This window comes from Roseovarius albus, from assembly GCF_900172335.1.
Classification (GTDB): Bacteria; Pseudomonadota; Alphaproteobacteria; order Rhodobacterales; family Rhodobacteraceae; genus Roseovarius; species Roseovarius albus.
Window position 1 is genome coordinate 309,108 of record NZ_FWFX01000002.1, and the last position, 17,164, is coordinate 326,271.

Consider the following 17,164-nt stretch of genomic DNA (forward strand, 5'->3'; position numbering starts at 1 on the left):
TTGAGGCCAGATCATGACCATCGCCCCACTGTTTCCTTTGACGCCTGCCCCCGAAGTGCCGATCAGCGGCGAAGATCTGAGTTATCCAGTGCGGCGTATTTTCTGTGTTGGTCGAAACTATGCAGCGCATGCGGCGGAGATGGGCAATGAAGTGGATCGTGAAGCGCCGTTTTATTTTACCAAATCACCGTCAGCCATTTGTCTGACAGGGGCAGAAATCGCCTATCCACCGGGTACGCAGGATTGCCACTATGAAATGGAGTTTGTTGTGGCCATAGGTGCGTCAGCCTTTCAGGTAAGCCCCGAGCAGGCGAAAGATGCAGTATATGGCTATGCCTGTGGTATCGATCTGACTCGGCGTGATTTACAGGCCGCAGCCAAGGAGAAACGCCGCCCTTGGGACATTGGCAAAGATTTCGAGAATGCGGCCGTGATCGCGCCAATCACTCCGGTCACGCGTTTTGGCGATATCGCTGATCAGAATATCGCCTTGCAACACAACGGGCAGGTCGCCCAGCAGGCGCAGCTTTCGGATATGGTATGGTCTGTGCCCGAAGTAATCGCGCATTTGTCGGGCTTCTATCATCTCGAGCCGGGGGATCTGATTTATACGGGCACACCGGCGGGTGTAGGGCCGGTTACGCCGGGCAGCCGTTTACGCGGCATCATCGAGGGGCTGGACCCTGTCGATCTGACGATTGCACTGGCATGAATTTGGCATCGAGGGCGCAATGGCGTTAAAGCGACTGACGTGGTTGGAGCATTTTCCCATTGCGATGTTCACCATCACCATGGGGTTGAGTGGGCTCGCAATGGCCTTGCGAGGCGCCGAGCAAGTGTTTGATTGGGCGGGTGTTTTATCAACCGCAGTCTTTGGGTTCACGCTTGCGTTGTTTTGCCTGTTCATTGTTTTTTACCTGATCAAACTGTCCGGTTGCGTTCGTTCGGTTTGGGAAGAGTGGAATAATCCCGTGCAATTGGCGCTGTTCCCATCGATGTCGATTTCGCTTTTGCTGTTATCTGCTTTGATGTTGGACACATGGACCGGCTTGGCGCATGTGATGTGGATGCTGGGCATGGCGTTGCAGGGTATCCTGACCTTGGCCGTCATTTCTGGCTGGATCAGTTCCCGGGCATTTCAGCATGGGCATCTCAGTCCGGCGTGGTTCATTCCGACGGTGGGCAACGTGATTGTCAGTTTTGCCGGGGTGCCGTTGGGCTATCTTGAGATCAGCTGGTTCTTTATTTCGGCGGGGCTGATGTTCTGGCTGATTCTTGTCTCTCTGGTGATGAACCGGCTGATTTTTCATGATCCGCTGCCCGAACGATTGCAACCTACACTGGTGGTTCTGATTGCTCCTCCGGCGCTTATTTTTTTGGCGTGGGTGCGGTTAATTGGGGGCATCGATGCGTTTGCTCATATCTTGCTGAATGTGACCTATCTGTTTGTATTGATTGTCACAATCCAACTTCCAAAGATGCTGCGCCTTACCTTTACCCTCTCGTTCTGGGCACTGTCCTTTCCCATCGCGGCGGCCACGAGTGCAAGCTTTGCCTATGCCGCAGCGACAGGGTCCAATGCGCATCGGTTGATTGGGCTGGGGTTGCTGCTGGCGCTTTGCGTGATCATCGGGTTTTTGGTGTTCCATACCGTGCGTGCAATTGTATCTGGCAAACTTTTTACGCCTGATTGACCGGATTTCGCTTCGGATTTGAAGCGAGCCTCTCCAGTTCGGCTGGGTAAAAGTTTTGTACAACTTGTAGGTTTTACACCCCAGTTTTGTACAAAACTCGTTTTGATAAAAAGCGAGACCGTCTGTGACAACCGCGGACAGGAGAGAGCGTTTTTCGGTGAGGTGGACAGAAGGTGCCCACCTCGGATCGGCTTTAGCCCAGCAGGCGGCGGGCGATGACCTGCGCCTGAATTTCGGCGGCGCCCTCGAAGATATTCAAAATACGCGCGTCGCACAGGATGCGACTGATAGTGTATTCGGTCGCAAAGCCGTTGCCGCCGTGGATCTGCAGGCCGTTATCGGCTGCAGCCCAAGCGACGCGGGCACCCAATAGTTTGGCCATGCCAGCCTCAAGGTCGCAGCGGTGGCCGTGGTCTTTTTCCCAAGCGCTGAAATAGGTCAGCTGGCGGGCGATCATGATCTCGACCGCCATCATCGCCAGTTTACCGGAGACGCGGGGGAATTCGATCAGGGATTTGCCGAACTGTTTGCGGTCGATGGCATATTGCATCGCGACGTCCAGCGCCGATTGCGCGACGCCGATGGCGCGGGCGGCGGTTTGGATGCGGGCGGATTCAAAGGTTTCCATCAGCTGTTTGAAGCCTTTGCCTTCTTCCCCGCCAAGTAGGTTTTCACCTTTGACGTGGAAGTTATCAAAACCCAGTTCGTATTCCTTCATGCCGCGATAGCCCAGAACCTCGATCTCGGTGCCGGTCATACCTTGGGTCGGGAAGGGGTGTTCGTCTGTGCCCGGCGTTTTCTCGGCCAGCAGCATCGACAGGCCGCGGTGGTCGGAGGTGTCGGGGTTGGTGCGGGCCAGCAGGGTCATCACATGGGTGCGCGCGGCGTGGGTGATCCATGTTTTATTGCCGGTCACTTTCCAGTCGCCGTTTTCATCCTTGACCGCGCGGGTGCGCAGGCTGCCGAGGTCGGAACCGGTGTTTGGCTCGGTAAAGACGGCGGTGGGCAGGATTTCACCGCTGGAGAGTTTGGGCAGCCAGTTGGCTTTCTGCTCGTCCGTGCCACCGCAAAGGATCAGTTCGGCGGCAATCTCAGACCGGGTACCCAGAGAGCCAACACCGATGTAGCCACGGCTGAGTTCTTCGGAGACCACAACCATTGATGCCTTGGAGAGGCCCAGGCCGCCAAACTCCTCAGGAATAGTCAGGCCAAAGACGCCCATTTCGGCCAGCTCTTCGATGATCTCCATCGGGATGAGTTCGTCCTTGAGGTGCCAGTCGTGGGCGTTTGGAATGACCTTGTCGACCGCATAGCGGCGGAACTGTTCGCGGATCATTTCCAGTTCTTCTTCCAGACCGGTTGCGCCGATGGTGATCTCGGCGCTGCGCTCTTGCATCAGTTCAACCAAACGGGTGCGGGCGGCCTGCGAGTTGCCCTGCGCCATCAGGGTTTGCACCTCGGGACATTGGAAGCCGCCAAGTGCATCCCAGCCAAGGCCCAGATCCGCTAGTCGTACGACCTCGCCCTGATTCATCGGGATGCCGCCAGCGATTTGGTGCAGGTATTCGCCAAAGCCGATCTGCAGGAGAAGCTGTTCGACCTCGCCAAACTTTCCATCCGCGTCCAGTCGTTTCGCCCAGTTTCGCATTTGACGCAGAGCTTCCACATAGGTGGCGAGCCATGCCAATCCATGTGTAGCGTTCTGATTTGCTTCCATTGCTGCGCCAGCGACACGCCCATCGACGGTTACTAAGTCGCGCAATTTCTGCTTTGCAGCATCGAGCACGGATTCAGCGGGTGGCACGGCGGCTTCGACCAGTGAAATCAGGTTATCGAGAACAATCGGCTGGGTCATGGGGGCGTCCTGTCTTGGCGGAAAGTGAATCACAATTCCGTCCTAGCTATTTTGCACCTGCAGCGCAACTATTATGCATAAGAGTGCGTCGATTTGTTCAAATCTTGCGCGATGAAAATTGTGCTGCACACGTCAGGCAACCTGATATGTGTGGCATATGGAGATGTTGTTTGGTCCCGAAGCGCTCTGGATTGTGAGCTTTTGCTGTCTGGTTGCAATGGTGGCCGGGACGGTCAAGGGCGTTGTCGGGTTTGGCATGCCAATGGTGCTGATTTCGGGGTTGAGTACGGTGATGCCACCGGATCTGGCGCTGGCCGGATTGATCCTGCCGACACTGATCACCAATGGCTGGCAGGCCCTCAGGCAAGGGGTCGCTGCGGCCTGGGAATCAGTTCGCAAGTACCGCGTGTTTTTATTGGTGGGGCTGGTGTTCTTGCTCGGCTCGGCGCAGGTTGTTCGCGCTGTACCAAGTCAGGTGTTGCTGTTGGGGATTGGGGTGCCAATCGTAGCCTATGCGCTGACCTCACTTGCTGGGCGTCCGTTGCGCTTGCCCGCGGGGGCGGGTGCGCGGACAGAGGCAGCGATTGGTGCTGTGGCCGGATTCTTTGGCGGCATATCAGGTGTTTGGGGTCCGCCAACAGTGGCGATGCTGTCGTCGCGTGATACGGGAAAAACCGAACAGATGCGCGTGCAAGGTGTGATTTACGGCCTTGGCGCAGTCGCGTTGGTCGTGGCGCATGTCTCCTCGGGCGTGTTGAACCGTGATACAGCCCCTTTTTCGATGATTCTGATTGTTCCGGCGATGGTGGGCATGTGGATTGGGTTTCGTATTCAGGACCGGTTGGATCATGCCACGTTTCGCAAGCTGACGTTTTTGGTACTGTTTCTGGCGGGGGCCAATCTGGTGCGCCGGGGGCTTTGGGGCTGATGAGGCGCACAGGCGATGTGCGGGGATGCCGACTGGTTCTGATGCGATGATGGGTTAGGTTAGAGGCAACCGTATAAGCCAAGGAGCCTTAGCCATGAGCTGGAACCCGATGTTGGAGCCGCACCATTCTGATGCTGGATCGCTGGACGATATTGAAACCGTGATTATCCCGCGTGCGCGGGATCTGGGTGGGTTCGAGGTGCGGCGCGCTTTGCCTGCGCCGCAGCGGCAGATGGTCGGGCCGTTTATCTTTTTTGATCAGGCGGGACCGGCAGAGTTTGTGACTGGCAAGGGGATCGACGTGCGTCCACATCCGCATATCGGGCTGGGGACAGTGACTTACCTGTATAAAGGTGAATTTGAGCACCGCGACAGTCTGGGCACGCATCAGATGATATATCCGGGCGAAGTGAACTGGATGGTGGCTGGGGATGGCGTGACTCATTCCGAGCGTACCAGTCAGGCCACGCGCCAGAGTCCGAGCAGCCTGTTTGGCATTCAGACTTGGGTGGCCCTGCCGGAGGATCACGAGGAACGCGCGGCGAGCTTTGAACATCATGGAGAGGCGGCGTTGCCGTTTCTGGAGGCTGAAGGCAAGCAATTGCGCCTGATCATGGGGCGCGGCTGGGGCGAGACGGCCCCGGTCAGCACGTTTAGCGATATGTTTTATGCCGATGTGGTGCTGGAGGCGGGGGCCTTGCTCCCCTTGCCGGATGACCATGAAGATCGTGGGGTTTATGTGACTTCGGGATCGATTGAGATTGCAGGCGAGGTCTTTGAGGCCGGGCGCATGATGGTGTTCCGCCCCGGTGACGCGATCACCCTTATGGCGGGCGAGCAGGGCGCGCGGCTGATGGCGCTGGGCGGTGAGACGCTGAACGGCCCGCGCCATATTTGGTGGAATTTTGTGGCCTCATCTCGTGAAAAGATCGAAGCCGCCAAGGATGCCTGGGCGCAGGGGGATTGGGAGCATGGACGGTTCCAGCTGCCGCCGGGGGACGATGCGGAGTTTATCCCGTTGCCGTGACGCGGCCTATCGTAGCCAGACAGGTGGGTTGCCAATTTTTTCGACGAGGAAATCAATGAAGACCCTGACTTTGGATGTCAGCACATTTGATTTGGGATAAACCAGCCAGATGGCAGAGCTGTCTTTGATTTCATAATCGGGCAAGACTTGGACCAAAGACCCGTTTTGCAGTTCGCGGTACACGCTCCACATTGAATTCATAGAAATACCAGCCCCGGCGACGGTGGCCAGACGCATGCTGGCCCCATCATCGCAAGTCACACGGCTGGAGGTATCGGAAGGTGGAAAGCTGTGATCTTGCATGTCTCCCGCCTCGGATAGTTTTCGTTGCCCGCTGCTCATGAAGGTGAGGATTTGGTGACTGGAGAGATCCTCGGGTGTGGTTGGGGTGCCGTGCCGCGAAAGGTAGGTTGGAGAAGCGCAGAGGATCCGGGGATCATCTGCCAGTTTGCGGGCCTTCAGGCTGCTGTCTTCGATGGCATAGACGCGCAGAGCTAGATCGAAGCTGCCTTCGATCAGGTCCATCTGTGTGTCAGAGAACTTGAGCTCAAGATTGATGCCGGGGTAGCGTTCAAGGAATTCGGGCAGAAGAGGTACGATGAAAAGTTGCGCGAATGTGCTGGAGGCGGCAAATCGCAATGTGCCGGTGACGTCTTCATTGCCGTGGCCAAGTGCGGCAAAGGCGGCGTCTTCTTGGGCCAGTATTTCTTTGGCATAGGGCAGGAATTCTGCCCCTTCAATCGAGAGGGAAACCTTTCGGGTGGACCGATGAAGCAGGTCGGCACCGACTTGATTTTCAAGTTTTGCCAACCGTGCACTTGCAACGGCCGGAGCCAAGCCAAGTCTGCGCCCGGCTTCGCTGATGTTCAATAATTCAGCTGCCATGACGAAGAGTTTGAGGCCTGCTGTATCCATTATTATATCCAAATTACGAATTCTAAACCAATATTATGGGAATTTATTTATTTTATGTAGCTAATATTTTGCGCAGCAGATGCCGAAGACCTCGCCTGCATCTAACTCAGCGCCTCGGACATAAATCGTACCGGAGTCGTTTCAATGCTTGGGCAGATATAAGGATAGCTGCAATGAAATATGAAAACTTCACGACCTTTGACGTCGTTGTGAAAGATGCAATCGCCACGGTGACTTTTGATTTCGGTACTGTGAACGTTCAGGGTCAGGAAATGTTGGCGGACTTAAATAGCCTTGCTATGCGGCTTGAGCGCGACCGAGAGACAAAGGTTGTTGTGTTCCAGTCTGCCAATCCGGAAATCTGGGTTTGTCACTATGATACGGAATTGCTGAAAGATATGTCGACGGAAGCCGTATCACGTGACGAGGCGCAGCTGCTGGACCTGCAATCAGTTTGTGAACGCATCAGCAAGGTGCCACAGGCCACTATCGCGAAACTAGAGGGTTTTGCGCGCGGTGGTGGGCATGAGCTTGCTCTCGCATTGGATATGCGGTTTGCCGCGCGCGGTAAGTTCAAGTTCATGCAGATGGAAGTCGGAATGGGTATTCTGCCATGTGGTGGTGGCGCTTCACGTATGGCGCGCCAAACTGGTTTGGGTAGAGCGCTGGAAATCATTCTGAGCGCACGAGATTTCGGTGCTGATGAAGCTGAAGCAATGGGAACGATCAACAAAGCGCTAAATCCCGATGAAATTGGTGCATACGTTGATGACCTGGCAAAACGCATTGCCCAGTTCCCGGCTGAGTCAATTAATGCCTGCAAGCAGATGGTATATGAGTCCATCGACAAGCCGATTAATGAGGCGCTCAAGGCTGAGGCTTATTGGCTGTATCAGGCAACCAGTAAAACCGCAGCCATCAAACGGTTTACAATCGCTGATGAACAGGGACTGGAACACGAGATCCAAAACCAACGTAACTGGAATGAGCTTGTTATGAAGGTTCAGGAAATCAACAACTGAGTTTGGTCATTTAGACGGGTTTCGCCTGTGAGTTGGTGAAACTCGTTTTGGCCGCGATGATGGTACTGATCAACTTGGTTAAAAAAACACTCTCCACGCCAGTAGGGATAATGAAGAGTGTCTTTGTGACGATCAGGGATGCGTTTGATGAAAGCATGCGTTTCGATAGCTCCAGTCAGCAAAGACTATTCGCTTTCGGCTTTGGCAATATCACCTGAATCCGCACCGGCGGTTAAATCGGCGTCCGAGAACGCCTGTGTCTCGGGCAGTTCCAGATGCAACGAAGAGGTGTGGTCAATTTCGATTTGCCCCGTTTCCAACGTGTAATCCAGTACATGCCCTCCGGTTTGGCGGTCTTCGGAGATGAAATGCAAATGATATCCGGGCACGCCGATTCCGACGGCGTAGTTTGGGCAGCGGAAACCCAGGATTGTTCCAGTTACATCGCTCAATTCGAATTCAGCCTGTGACTTAACAACCTCTAACAGGGGTTTGTATGGCCGTGTCTGGCGCCAGACGTTTCGATATTTGATATGTCCGATCTGCCCAGTGAAGCGTACAGCGTAAAACAAATTGTGTGAAGCGGCCAAGGCATCAAGCCCGTCTTCGAAGGGGCCTTTGTGTATAGGGTTGTCCAGCGTTAGTGAAAAATCTGGTTCAAATTCGATGACAGCAGCGTAAGGGGTCAGGGCGTTATCGTCGGCCACCTCAGCCTTGCCGTCTCCTGTCAGGCGGTATGCGACGCGGTCTATGACGATCATTTCCCCATCGAGCGCATTGAATGTGCCCAATCCAAAGTCTCCATGTTTGAGCAATTCTCCGATTGAGACATTGCCATCGTATACGCCTTGCATCACGGCGCTGAGAAGCGATGTCTGGTAGTATTCATGCGCGCTGTCATGCGGTTTGAATTCTGGTGCTTTATGATGTGTGGCGATCGCTTCAGCGAATGTCAGTTCATGGTCGGGATGCATCGTAGAGCCTCGTTATGGATCAAACCATCTTAATGCGTTTCAGAGGGTTGCGCATATGTTTGTTTAAAGTAAGGAAATTGACGGTATCGGTTATGGTCATGATGGGCATTCGATTTCAATTGTAGTCGTGTTAAAACCACATACTGTGGCGAGTACAAGCCAAGCATTCGGAGACCAAAATGATTGAACGCGCCGACTATGTTTCTCTTAACGGCCTCGCCATCGCTGGGATGGCAAAATCTAAGGATATGATGTCTTCGATTGATGCGCGGTTGAGGGCCATTGTCGAACTTCGTGTCTCGCAAATCAACGGCTGTGCCTACTGCGTTGACCTTCATACAATGGAAGCGCGGCAAGCCGGTGAAACGCAGCAAAGGCTTGATTGTCTAACGGTTTGGCACGAGGTGCCGTTTTTTGATGACGCGGAAAAGGCCGCACTTGCTTGGGCGGAAGCCGTTACCTTGATCGCTGAAAGTGGTGCATCGGATTCTGTTTATGACGCTTTGTCACCGCATTTTTCCGAAAAGCAGATTGTTGATCTGACACTGATCATTGCGCAAATGAATGCCTGGAACCGTTTGGCGATCAGTTTTCAACATCTTCCAGACGCTAGGCCGGAATAAAATCATTTGTGGCAAGTAGTGGTCAACAGGATATCAGCAGGAGCAACATTGGAAAGTTGCGCCTTATGTTTTGTACGAAGGGAAGCAAGGGACATTTTATGCCACTTTTAAAGATTGCTTTGATCGTGTGCGCAGTCGCCTACTTAGTGGCTGCAGCGGGAATGTTTTTTCTGCAACGCCAGCTCCAGTATTTTCCGTCGCAGAACAACCCCTCGCCATCGGCGGTTGGTCTGTCTGGCGTCAACGTCGAGAACCTTGTGACCTCCGATGGGGAAACGCTTGTGATGTGGTATGCAGCTGCGGTCGAAGGGCAACCTACACTTCTCTATTTCCAAGGGAATGCTGGCGAAATCTCAGATCGTGCTGATCGGTTCGCCGCCTATCGTGCAGCGGGGTTCGGCGTGGCCTTTCTATCATGGCGTGGCTTTGGCGGCAGCACGGGAACGATTAGCGAGACAGGTTTTCTGATCGATGCTCAGACCGCATATGAATGGTTGATTGCGAAAGGCATCGCACCTGAAACCGTCGTCGCCGTCGGTGAATCCTTGGGGACGGGCGTGGCTGTGCAATTGGCTGCTGACCGGCAAGTTGGGGCTGTGGTGCTGGGTGCACCCTATGCCGCAGCAGTTGATATCGCGAAAAGTCGTTATCCTTGGTTACCTGTGCGGTTTCTGATGAAGGATCAATTCCATAGCATTGATTTCATCGGTGCCATCACGGCTCCGATTCTGATTCAGCATGGCACCGAAGATCTGGTTATCCCATTTGCAGAAGGCCAACGGTTATACGAGGCGGCCGTGGCGCCCGCGATATTCAAGGCGTTGGAGGGCAAAGGACATGAGGCACTGTATCAGCCAGCGACATGGGGTCATGAGATCGCATTTGTGCAAGATGTCTTCGGACCCTGATTGAAAGAAACCTGCACATGCGGGTATTCGAAAACTATTGAGTAGCGGGCTGCAACACGGAGAATGGCGCTAAAGTGTATACTCAGGATTAAAACGCTTCTGGCTTTGCCTCGCGTGCCATGTGGTCCAGTACGGCGTTGACGAATTTGGGCTCGCGGCCTTCGGGGTAGAAGCTTTTGGCGATGTCGACGAATTCCATGATCACCACCTTGGGCGGGGTATCAGCCTGCGTCATCTCGGCCCCGGCGGCGCGGAAAAGCGCGCGAATGGTCGGGTCGATCCGGTCGATGGGCCATTTGGCGACCAAAGCGCGGTCGGTCATCTGGTCAATGCTGGCCTGATGGTTGACCGCGTCTTCGAGCAGTTTGGTGAAGAGGTTAACGTCACCTTCAACCATATCGGTGTCTTCATCCACCTCGGCCCCGAAGCGAAAGTCAAGAAATTCAAGGCGCACCTTGTCCAGCGGCTGGCTGGAATGCTCCATCTGGAACAGCGCCTGCACGGCATAAAGCCGCGCGGCTGATTTCATCTGCCGTTTCTTGTTGCCCGAAAGCGGTTTGACTGCGTCGCTCATGCCTTTGGCGTGTCCTCTGTGCTGCCTGCCAGCTGGTATTCATCGGGGGTGGGTATGAAACCCACACCCTTGCGCTGACCGCCCCACTTACGGCTGAGTGCGATGAGATGCAAGGCCGCAGCAGCAGCGCCAGCGCCTTTGTTCATACGAGTCGGATCGGCGCGCACTTCGGCCTGTTCACGGTTTTCCACGGTCAGGATGCCATTGCCGATACACAGACCTTCGAGACCCAGCAGGGTGATGCCGCGCGAGCTGTCGTTGCAGACGGTTTCATAGTGGGTGGTTTCACCGCGGATGACGCAGCCAAGGGCGACATAGCCGTCGTAATTGCTCAGCTTTTCGGCCAAACCGATGGCAGTCGGCACTTCCAAAGCGCCGGGCACTTCGATCAGATCATAGGTGCCACCGGTGGTCTCAATCTCGGCCACAGCGCCCTTGATCATGTTATCGGCGATGTCGCGATAGAACGGGGCGACAACGATCAGCAGTTTCACCGGCTTATCAAATTCAGCGCGGGGCAGGGTGTATTCGGTTCCAGCCATGGGGTTATCCTTCGGTGATGCGGCGGGTGCCGACGATTTTGATGCCGTAAGCATCAAGGCCCAGATACCGGGTGTCAGGGCTGTCAGTCAGCAGGATCAGCTCGTGCAGGCCTATAGTCGACATGATCTGTGCGCCAAGGCCGGTTTGCTTGATGGTGCGGGGGCCTTCGTCGTCTTCGATCTCGCTGGAGAGTTTTGGACGGGGCTGGCGGAACAGGAAGACCGCACCGCGACCCTCAGTCGCGATGATGTCCATCGCATTGGAGAGCTTGCCGGAGTCGTCGTTGAGGCCAATGCCAAGTACATCCTCAAGCGCGTTCAGGGCATGGGTCCGAGACAGAACCGGTGCGCCATCGGCGATGTCGCCTTTGACCAGGACAACATGTTCGGTGCCGCTGATCTGATCCGCAAAGATCCGCATCTCCCAGTCGCCGCCATGCACAGAGTTTACGGTCTCGCGACGAACTTCGCGTACCAGATTGTCGTGCTTGTGGCGGTAGGCGATCAGATCGGAAATGGTTCCGATCTTGAGGCCGTGTTTTTGGGCAATTTCAATCAGCTCGGGCAGGCGCGCCATTGTGCCGTCTTCGTTCATGATTTCGCAGATCACGCCAGCGGGCGCGCAGCCTGCAAGGCGCGAGATATCAACAGCCGCTTCAGTATGGCCGGCGCGAACCAGGACGCCACCGTTTTTGGCCCGCAGCGGGAACACGTGGCCCGGTGTTGCGATCTCGGCCGACGTGTTTTGCTCATCGATGGCCACGGCAACCGTGCGAGCGCGATCTCCGGCGGAAATGCCGGTGCTGACACCTTCGCGGGCCTCAATCGAGACGGTGAAGGCGGTTTCGTGACGTGAGGAATTGTTCACCGCCATCATCGGCAGGCCCAGTTGGCCTACACGCTCGGCTGTCATCGGCAGGCAGATCAAGCCTCGGCCATGGGTAGCCATGAAGTTGATCGCGGCCGCATCGGCATGTTCGGCGGCGATGACAAAATCGCCCTCGTTTTCGCGATCTTCGTGATCGACCAGAATATACATCCGCCCAGCTTTGGCCTCGGCGATGATTTCTTCGGTTGTGGCAAGCGCCGTGCGCAGCCCCTCTTCGATGGGGCCAGGTGTTTCATATGGTATAGTATCGGACATGGGTGCCCTCTTGGCTGTCAGCGTTAGCCCGTCTATCGCAGGCGTGGCATGAAGGCCAGAGGGGATGTGAAAATCGACAAGCGCGGCAACGCAAGTTGGGCCGGGCTATTGGCATACATTTGATTATGCACTTTGTGGGCGAATGATTATGCACTTTGTGGGCGAAAAACAGCCGTCGAAGTGACACTGGGTTATGTCTGTTTCGTATTTCCTTGAGACTCGTTAATCTTGTGCTAGCTTGATTGCCATCACTGCAGAAGAATTGATCTATGCCGAAACTCATACGCCTTTACATTATTAATGCTGCCATTGGATTTGGTTTGGCGGCTGTGTTTGTTGGTATGCTGCTGTGGTTCAATATCGCCAATCTATGGCATTTGATCAGTACATCTGACAAAGGGTGGCAGGCCTTGCTGATATTGTGGGTTGCAAATGGTATTGTGTTTGCCGGTGTGCAATTCGCAATTGCAGTGATGCGAATGAAAGATGACGATGATGATGAGCCGCGCGGCGGGCTGCGGCAGCATGTGCTGAGACATGAGCCAGCGCGGATTCCCGTACGCATCGACGATCGCAAGGCGAATCCATTTACGGACAAGCGTTGAGTTTCTGACCTCCGTTGAGGTTGGACTGTTTTCAAATGCAGCAGAGTGCGGAGTAGATAAGTCTACGTCGTGCACAGATTATGTGGGCTGCTGTGGGAGGTCTTTTTGAACACAATTTTAGAATTTATTACTGCCACATTCGATCATTGATTTGCACAACTCTCGGCAAACTGACGCCACATTCTCAACGTCTCCTGCAGCCTCGTTATCTGCAAACTGGGTGGGTTGATTAAATGTTGATAGAAGTTGAAAACCAAAGAGCTAAGGGTGCCAGGACAGGTACGCTTGCCAACATGGGCCTTATGGCTAAAGGCTTTGCGAAGTTTGCAATTTGTGTCATGGCTCCGGTATTGTTTTCTGCCGGCGCTGCGAGTGCGGATACCGCGGGAAGAATCCAACCAAAACGTCAGATGGCAGCTCCGTCAGGGGCGGTTGAACTTTGTGCGCGTTACGCCTGGGCTTGCGCCAAAACGTCTGGCGGGGTCAAAATCAGCGCCCAACAAATTTCGACAGTTCAAAAAATCAACCGCAAAATAAATCAATCTGTGCGCAGTGTGCCGGATCAGCGGCAATATCGCAGCAAAGATGTCTGGGCTTTGCCGACACGGGCCGGCGGTGACTGCGAAGATTATGCATTGGCAAAGAAATTGAAGCTTGTGCAGATGGGCTATGCGCCGCAGGAGCTTTTGATCGCGACAGTCGTCCACAAAAGGCTAGGGCCGCACGCTGTCTTGGTCATGCGAACCGATTCCGGAGATTATGTTTTGGATAATCTGACCAATCGAGTATTGCCATGGAACGAGACCGACTACTTCTTTGTTCAGATGCAAGATCCCCGGAATCCTAAGGGATGGGTTGGCGTCTTTTTAGGTTAAGTTTGCTTATTGGAAATTTGCACCACTGCTATATATACGAGTGCCCCCAATGCAGAATTGGAGGCACTGATCTGATTCGACAGCTAGACAGCTAAAAGGTTCAGAAAATCAGTTTTAGTCAAAGCCCCCGCCCGTTGGGCCGCCATTAGGATCGTTTGATCCCCCGCCAGTCGGTCCCCCACCAGTCGGCCCCCCACCAGTCGGTCCAGCACCGGTTGGTCCGCCGCCAGTCGGTCCGCCGCCAGTCGGTCCACCGCTATCATTTCCACCATTGCTGCCGCCGGGATCACCGGAGCCACCCCCGGTGGCCGCAGGGGCAAAATCGGCCAGAACCGTGGCCAATGCTGGACATGCCGAATACAGTTCCGACGCCACATCACCAAAATTGCGTGAGCGTTGCAGGTAGCGCAACAAGCCCTTGGTGACGGTTTGACATTCGCAAAGCTCGGTTACATCGCTTACTGACTTTGCAGTTTGAACAGTGCAGGCCGTTTCGGCATGTGCTGACAAAGGTGCCAAGCTGAGGATGATAGCACCGGCAATTCCGGAAATGCGGCTCGATTTGATACAATACATTTTGGTCTCCATTTAACCTGTCGATGACGCTTGCCTGTCTTTCTGCGCCATTACTCATCACCCAGATAACACTCTACATGTATCTAAAATTTGCCACAATTTGCAATGTTATCGGGGTAAGGAATACCTCTATTGGGTGCTTTTTGGCAGTAATAGTGTGAATTACAAGTAATAGTTTCCGTATTCTCGCATAATGATGGAGTTCCTGTGCCTAAAATATGGCGTGAAAGTGGAGGGTTTGGCTGAGAATCATCGAGCCACTCTCGCCGGATTTCGAGCGCGGCTTTTTAGGGGGCGGTGCCGCCGGTTTCGAGTGAAATTTAAAAGTGGTGTGGCGGGCCCGCACGCAGCCGTTTGGTTATCTCATTCCCGAGGACCTGTATATACAGGTGGGCGCCGGGTAACCGAACCAGGGCCCGGACAGAGCCAGCTCCCTCGGAATTGCTTAAGGCCACCGGAATGCAACCGTAGACGAGAAGGGCAGCACCCGCCACCGGCCTTACCTAGTGTCTGAATGTCCGCGGGGCAAGGGGTTGCGTTTGTTCATGATTTGTTCATAATTGAGTGATGCAGAACATCAGGTCCAATGCCGAGCAACCCGGGCAGCTTTTGGCGCGTGGTGTTTGCCGTGGTTTACTGGGTTATGATTTTGCGTGCGTGACCGAATTTACGCCGGAGCGGGGGCGGCGTGTAGATGTCATGGCTGTAGGACCGAAAGGTGAGATTTGGGTCGTGGAATGCAAATCATCGCGCGTGGATTTCCAATCCGACGGAAAATGGGAGGGGTACCTTGGTTGGTGCGACCGGTACTTTTGGGCGGTGGATGCGTCGTTTCCCGTTGAGTTATTACCAGAGGATACCGGGCTTTTGATCGCTGATGCTTATGGGGCAGAGATTGTCAGGATGGGGCCAGAGAGTAAGTTGCCTGCCGCTCGACGTACAGCGCTTATACGCAGATTCGCCCGCCATGCCGCACAGCGCCTGCAGGCAATCCGTGATCCGCGATTATGAATTGCGCGCTTCGGTGGCGGCCACGGCCGCGAGAATCTCATCTGCGATTTCACGCGCTTCATCGGGATCAAAGTCCATCGGAATTTCGATGCCCTGAGCCTCAATATACAAACGAATCATCCCCTGATCGGTCGGGCCGATCTGAAGGTTGGCTTCGATATTGCTTTCTTTGTTGATCCCCATGGGTGTCTCCATCCTGATAAAGGGCTGGTAGACATTTTACCTGAAAATTACAAGCAGCCACAGGATTGACTCGGAGGCAAATTTCCTGCGAAATTGGTGATTAGTGCCCTTGCATTCATCGCGCGGGCCGGGTAAATCGCCCGACAGTGCCGCCTTAGCTCAGTAGGTTAGAGCGCCTGATTGTGGATCAGGAGGTCCCCCGTTCGAGCCGGGGAGGTGGTACCACTTCCAAACATCTGAAGATACTTTTACTGCCCGGCTTCGACTTGAATTGTTTGTTGCAGCTGTCCGGACACCCGGTTGTAAATCAGGATCTGGTTGTCTTTTGTCACAACGGCGTACCAACCATCCCCTTGGGTGAAGGCCGCCGCTTCACTGCCATCTGGTAAGGTGATGGTTTCAGGAAGCTCGGTTGCGCCAATGTCAGAGAAGCGGATGACAAACAGGGCGGTGATCACTATGAAGCCGATAATCATCGTCGCCGACAGGATTGTGACCAGCAGGCGCAGATATTTTACCATCGCCGGGTCGACCGGCTGAGATTCAGGATTATCCGTCATGGGCGAGGCCCCTCTTTCGTTTCAGATCGCTGCCGATCCGCCTGCGCGCCTTGATAAGGCGCTTTCACGGGATGTGCCAGAGGCGGTATCGCTTTCGCGGACCCGGCTGGCCAAGCTTCTGAGTGACGGGGCTGTTACCGTAAACGGTGTGGTTGCCTCGAACCCAAAGGCGCGGGTGAATGAGGGGGATTCGATTGAGATCTCTGTGCCCGAGGCACGCGAAAGCCATATCGAGGCTGAGGATATCCCGCTTGAGGTGGTTTATGAGGATGACGATCTGATTGTTGTCAATAAACCAGCGGGGATGGTAGTGCATCCGGCCCCGGGTAGTCCGAATGGGACACTGGTCAATGCTCTGCTGCATCATTGCGGTGAGAGCCTGTCTGGCGTCGGCGGGGCCAAACGGCCCGGTGTGGTGCACCGGATCGACAAGGATACCAGCGGATTGCTGGTGGTGGCCAAATCAGATGCCGCTCATCATGGTTTGGCGGATCAGTTTGCGGCCCATACAATTGAACGCAAGTATCAGGCGCTTGTCTATGGCGTGCCAGATGTGGCGCATCCGCGATTGCGCGGCGTGCGTGGTGTGGGAATGGAGCCGGGCAATATCATCCGCATCACCACAAACCTGAGCCGTCACAAGATGGACCGGCAAAAGCAGGCGGTTTTGTTCGAAGGCGGTAAACATGCCATAACCCGCGCGCGGGTGGTTGAGGCATTCGGCCAACCACCTGCGGTGGCGCTGATCGAATGCTGGCTGGAAACCGGACGCACGCATCAGATCAGGGTGCATATGGCCCATACCGGGCATGGGTTGATCGGAGATCCAGTCTATGGTGGGCGGCGCAAAATTTCGGCACGTGCTTTGCCCGAAGGTGCTGCGGACGCTTTGAGCGGTTTCACGCGGCAGGCTCTGCATGCGGCCGTTTTGGGGTTTGAGCATCCTGTTGGTGGAGAGCAAATGCGGTTTGAGGCGGCTTTGCCCAAGGATATGCAATATTTGCTGCAGGTTTTGCACGGATAGAGGCCATTTTGGCGATTTCTTGCGGAAATTCCCTGCAATAATCCGCACAGTTTCGTGTAAGATCTGACATAGATCTCGTAATGCGCCATGGGCGTATTCATATAATTTTAAACAATTTGGTTCA

20 protein-coding genes and 1 tRNA gene are annotated in these 17,164 nt (G+C 54.7%); 12 read left to right on the plus strand and 9 right to left on the minus strand.

Going from position 1 to position 17,164, the window contains the following annotated elements; genetic code table 11:
- Window positions 1-13 precede the first annotated feature (13 nt).
- Window positions 14-712 (plus strand): fumarylacetoacetate hydrolase family protein, encoded by a 699-nt coding sequence (locus ROA7450_RS04340; protein WP_085804433.1) that lies wholly within the window; start codon window positions 14-16, stop codon window positions 710-712.
- A gap of 19 nt (window positions 713-731) precedes the next feature.
- Complete coding sequence (locus ROA7450_RS04345) at window positions 732-1,694, plus strand: SLAC1 anion channel family protein (protein WP_085804653.1); 963 nt, start codon at window positions 732-734, stop codon at window positions 1,692-1,694.
- Window positions 1,695-1,887: 193 nt separating this feature from the next.
- On the opposite strand, the gene ROA7450_RS04350 is transcribed toward ROA7450_RS04345, so the two are convergent.
- Window positions 1,888-3,549 (minus strand): acyl-CoA dehydrogenase family protein, encoded by a 1,662-nt coding sequence (locus ROA7450_RS04350; RefSeq protein WP_085804434.1) that lies wholly within the window; start codon window positions 3,547-3,549, stop codon window positions 1,888-1,890.
- Window positions 3,550-3,706: 157 nt separating this feature from the next.
- Here ROA7450_RS04350 and ROA7450_RS04355 point away from each other — a divergent pair, with 157 nt between their 5' ends.
- Window positions 3,707-4,477, plus strand: coding sequence for a sulfite exporter TauE/SafE family protein (locus tag ROA7450_RS04355; RefSeq protein WP_085804435.1), 771 nt, complete (start codon window positions 3,707-3,709; stop codon window positions 4,475-4,477).
- A 94-nt stretch (window positions 4,478-4,571) separates the two neighbouring features.
- Window positions 4,572-5,504, plus strand: coding sequence for a pirin family protein (locus ROA7450_RS04360; RefSeq protein WP_085804436.1), 933 nt, complete (start codon window positions 4,572-4,574; stop codon window positions 5,502-5,504).
- 6 nt (window positions 5,505-5,510) lie between these two features.
- On the opposite strand, the gene ROA7450_RS04365 is transcribed toward ROA7450_RS04360, so the two are convergent.
- On the minus strand, window positions 5,511-6,419 hold the full coding sequence (locus ROA7450_RS04365; RefSeq protein WP_085804437.1) for a LysR family transcriptional regulator: 909 nt from the start codon (window positions 6,417-6,419) through the stop codon (window positions 5,511-5,513).
- Window positions 6,420-6,454: 35 nt separating this feature from the next.
- Here ROA7450_RS04365 and ROA7450_RS04370 point away from each other — a divergent pair, with 35 nt between their 5' ends.
- Window positions 6,455-7,441, plus strand: a complete 987-nt coding sequence (locus tag ROA7450_RS04370) for an enoyl-CoA hydratase/isomerase family protein (RefSeq protein WP_234999434.1) — start codon at window positions 6,455-6,457, stop codon at window positions 7,439-7,441.
- Between the two features lie 185 nt (window positions 7,442-7,626).
- Here the strand turns inward: ROA7450_RS04370 and budA are convergent, their stop codons facing one another.
- Window positions 7,627-8,415 (minus strand): acetolactate decarboxylase, encoded by a 789-nt coding sequence (budA, locus tag ROA7450_RS04375; RefSeq protein ID WP_085804439.1) that lies wholly within the window; start codon window positions 8,413-8,415, stop codon window positions 7,627-7,629.
- Between the two features lie 179 nt (window positions 8,416-8,594).
- Here budA and ROA7450_RS04380 point away from each other — a divergent pair, with 179 nt between their 5' ends.
- Together ROA7450_RS04380 and ROA7450_RS04385 are read left to right on the plus strand one after the other, a co-directional pair.
- Entirely contained in the window at window positions 8,595-9,038 is a 444-nt protein-coding gene (locus ROA7450_RS04380) for a carboxymuconolactone decarboxylase family protein (protein WP_085804440.1), read from the plus strand.
- A gap of 98 nt (window positions 9,039-9,136) precedes the next feature.
- Window positions 9,137-9,946 (plus strand): alpha/beta hydrolase, encoded by an 810-nt coding sequence (locus ROA7450_RS04385; protein WP_143534356.1) that lies wholly within the window; start codon window positions 9,137-9,139, stop codon window positions 9,944-9,946.
- 88 nt (window positions 9,947-10,034) lie between these two features.
- Here the strand turns inward: ROA7450_RS04385 and nusB are convergent, their stop codons facing one another.
- From nusB to ribB, 3 genes are read right to left on the minus strand one after another with little or no spacing between them, the layout of a single operon-like run.
- Window positions 10,035-10,520, minus strand: coding sequence for a transcription antitermination factor NusB (gene nusB / locus ROA7450_RS04390; RefSeq protein ID WP_085804442.1), 486 nt, complete (start codon window positions 10,518-10,520; stop codon window positions 10,035-10,037).
- A complete protein-coding gene (locus ROA7450_RS04395; protein ID WP_085804443.1) occupies window positions 10,517-11,062 on the minus strand; it encodes a 6,7-dimethyl-8-ribityllumazine synthase in 546 nt (181 codons plus the stop codon). Before ROA7450_RS04395 ends, nusB begins: the two co-directional genes overlap by 4 nt.
- 4 nt (window positions 11,063-11,066) lie before the next feature.
- Window positions 11,067-12,194 carry a 3,4-dihydroxy-2-butanone-4-phosphate synthase gene (gene ribB / locus ROA7450_RS04400; protein ID WP_200812926.1) on the minus strand — a complete coding sequence of 376 codons (1,128 nt, stop codon included), beginning with the start codon at window positions 12,192-12,194 and terminating at the stop codon, window positions 11,067-11,069.
- A gap of 281 nt (window positions 12,195-12,475) precedes the next feature.
- Here ribB and ROA7450_RS04405 point away from each other — a divergent pair, with 281 nt between their 5' ends.
- The gene (locus tag ROA7450_RS04405) at window positions 12,476-12,811 is read left to right on the plus strand and encodes a hypothetical protein (protein ID WP_085804445.1); all 336 of its coding nucleotides are present in this window, start codon (window positions 12,476-12,478) and stop codon (window positions 12,809-12,811) included.
- A 233-nt stretch (window positions 12,812-13,044) separates the two neighbouring features.
- Window positions 13,045-13,686 (plus strand): transglutaminase-like cysteine peptidase, encoded by a 642-nt coding sequence (locus ROA7450_RS04410; RefSeq protein WP_085804446.1) that lies wholly within the window; start codon window positions 13,045-13,047, stop codon window positions 13,684-13,686.
- A gap of 114 nt (window positions 13,687-13,800) precedes the next feature.
- Here the strand turns inward: ROA7450_RS04410 and ROA7450_RS20740 are convergent, their stop codons facing one another.
- Complete coding sequence (locus tag ROA7450_RS20740) at window positions 13,801-14,262, minus strand: hypothetical protein (protein WP_143534357.1); 462 nt, start codon at window positions 14,260-14,262, stop codon at window positions 13,801-13,803.
- 567 nt (window positions 14,263-14,829) lie between these two features.
- On the opposite strand from ROA7450_RS20740, the gene ROA7450_RS04420 reads away from it, so the two are divergent.
- Window positions 14,830-15,273: an MmcB family DNA repair protein gene (locus ROA7450_RS04420; RefSeq protein WP_085804447.1), complete on the plus strand. Its 444-nt coding sequence runs from the start codon at window positions 14,830-14,832 to the stop codon at window positions 15,271-15,273.
- On the opposite strand, the gene ROA7450_RS04425 is transcribed toward ROA7450_RS04420, so the two are convergent.
- Window positions 15,268-15,456: a DUF6324 family protein gene (locus tag ROA7450_RS04425; protein ID WP_085804448.1), complete on the minus strand. Its 189-nt coding sequence runs from the start codon at window positions 15,454-15,456 to the stop codon at window positions 15,268-15,270. The two genes, ROA7450_RS04420 and ROA7450_RS04425, sit on opposite strands and share 6 nt — an antisense overlap.
- Before the next feature lie 148 nt (window positions 15,457-15,604).
- Between ROA7450_RS04425 and ROA7450_RS04430 the strand changes: the two genes are divergently transcribed.
- Window positions 15,605-15,681: transfer RNA gene (locus ROA7450_RS04430), tRNA-His, on the plus strand.
- 23 nt (window positions 15,682-15,704) lie between these two features.
- Here ROA7450_RS04430 and ROA7450_RS04435 read toward each other — a convergent pair.
- Window positions 15,705-16,016, minus strand: coding sequence for a DUF6476 family protein (locus ROA7450_RS04435; RefSeq protein ID WP_085804449.1), 312 nt, complete (start codon window positions 16,014-16,016; stop codon window positions 15,705-15,707).
- Between ROA7450_RS04435 and ROA7450_RS04440 the strand changes: the two genes are divergently transcribed.
- The gene (locus tag ROA7450_RS04440) at window positions 16,015-17,040 is read left to right on the plus strand and encodes an RluA family pseudouridine synthase (protein ID WP_085804450.1); all 1,026 of its coding nucleotides are present in this window, start codon (window positions 16,015-16,017) and stop codon (window positions 17,038-17,040) included. The two genes, ROA7450_RS04435 and ROA7450_RS04440, sit on opposite strands and share 2 nt — an antisense overlap.
- Window positions 17,041-17,164: the final 124 nt, after the last annotated feature.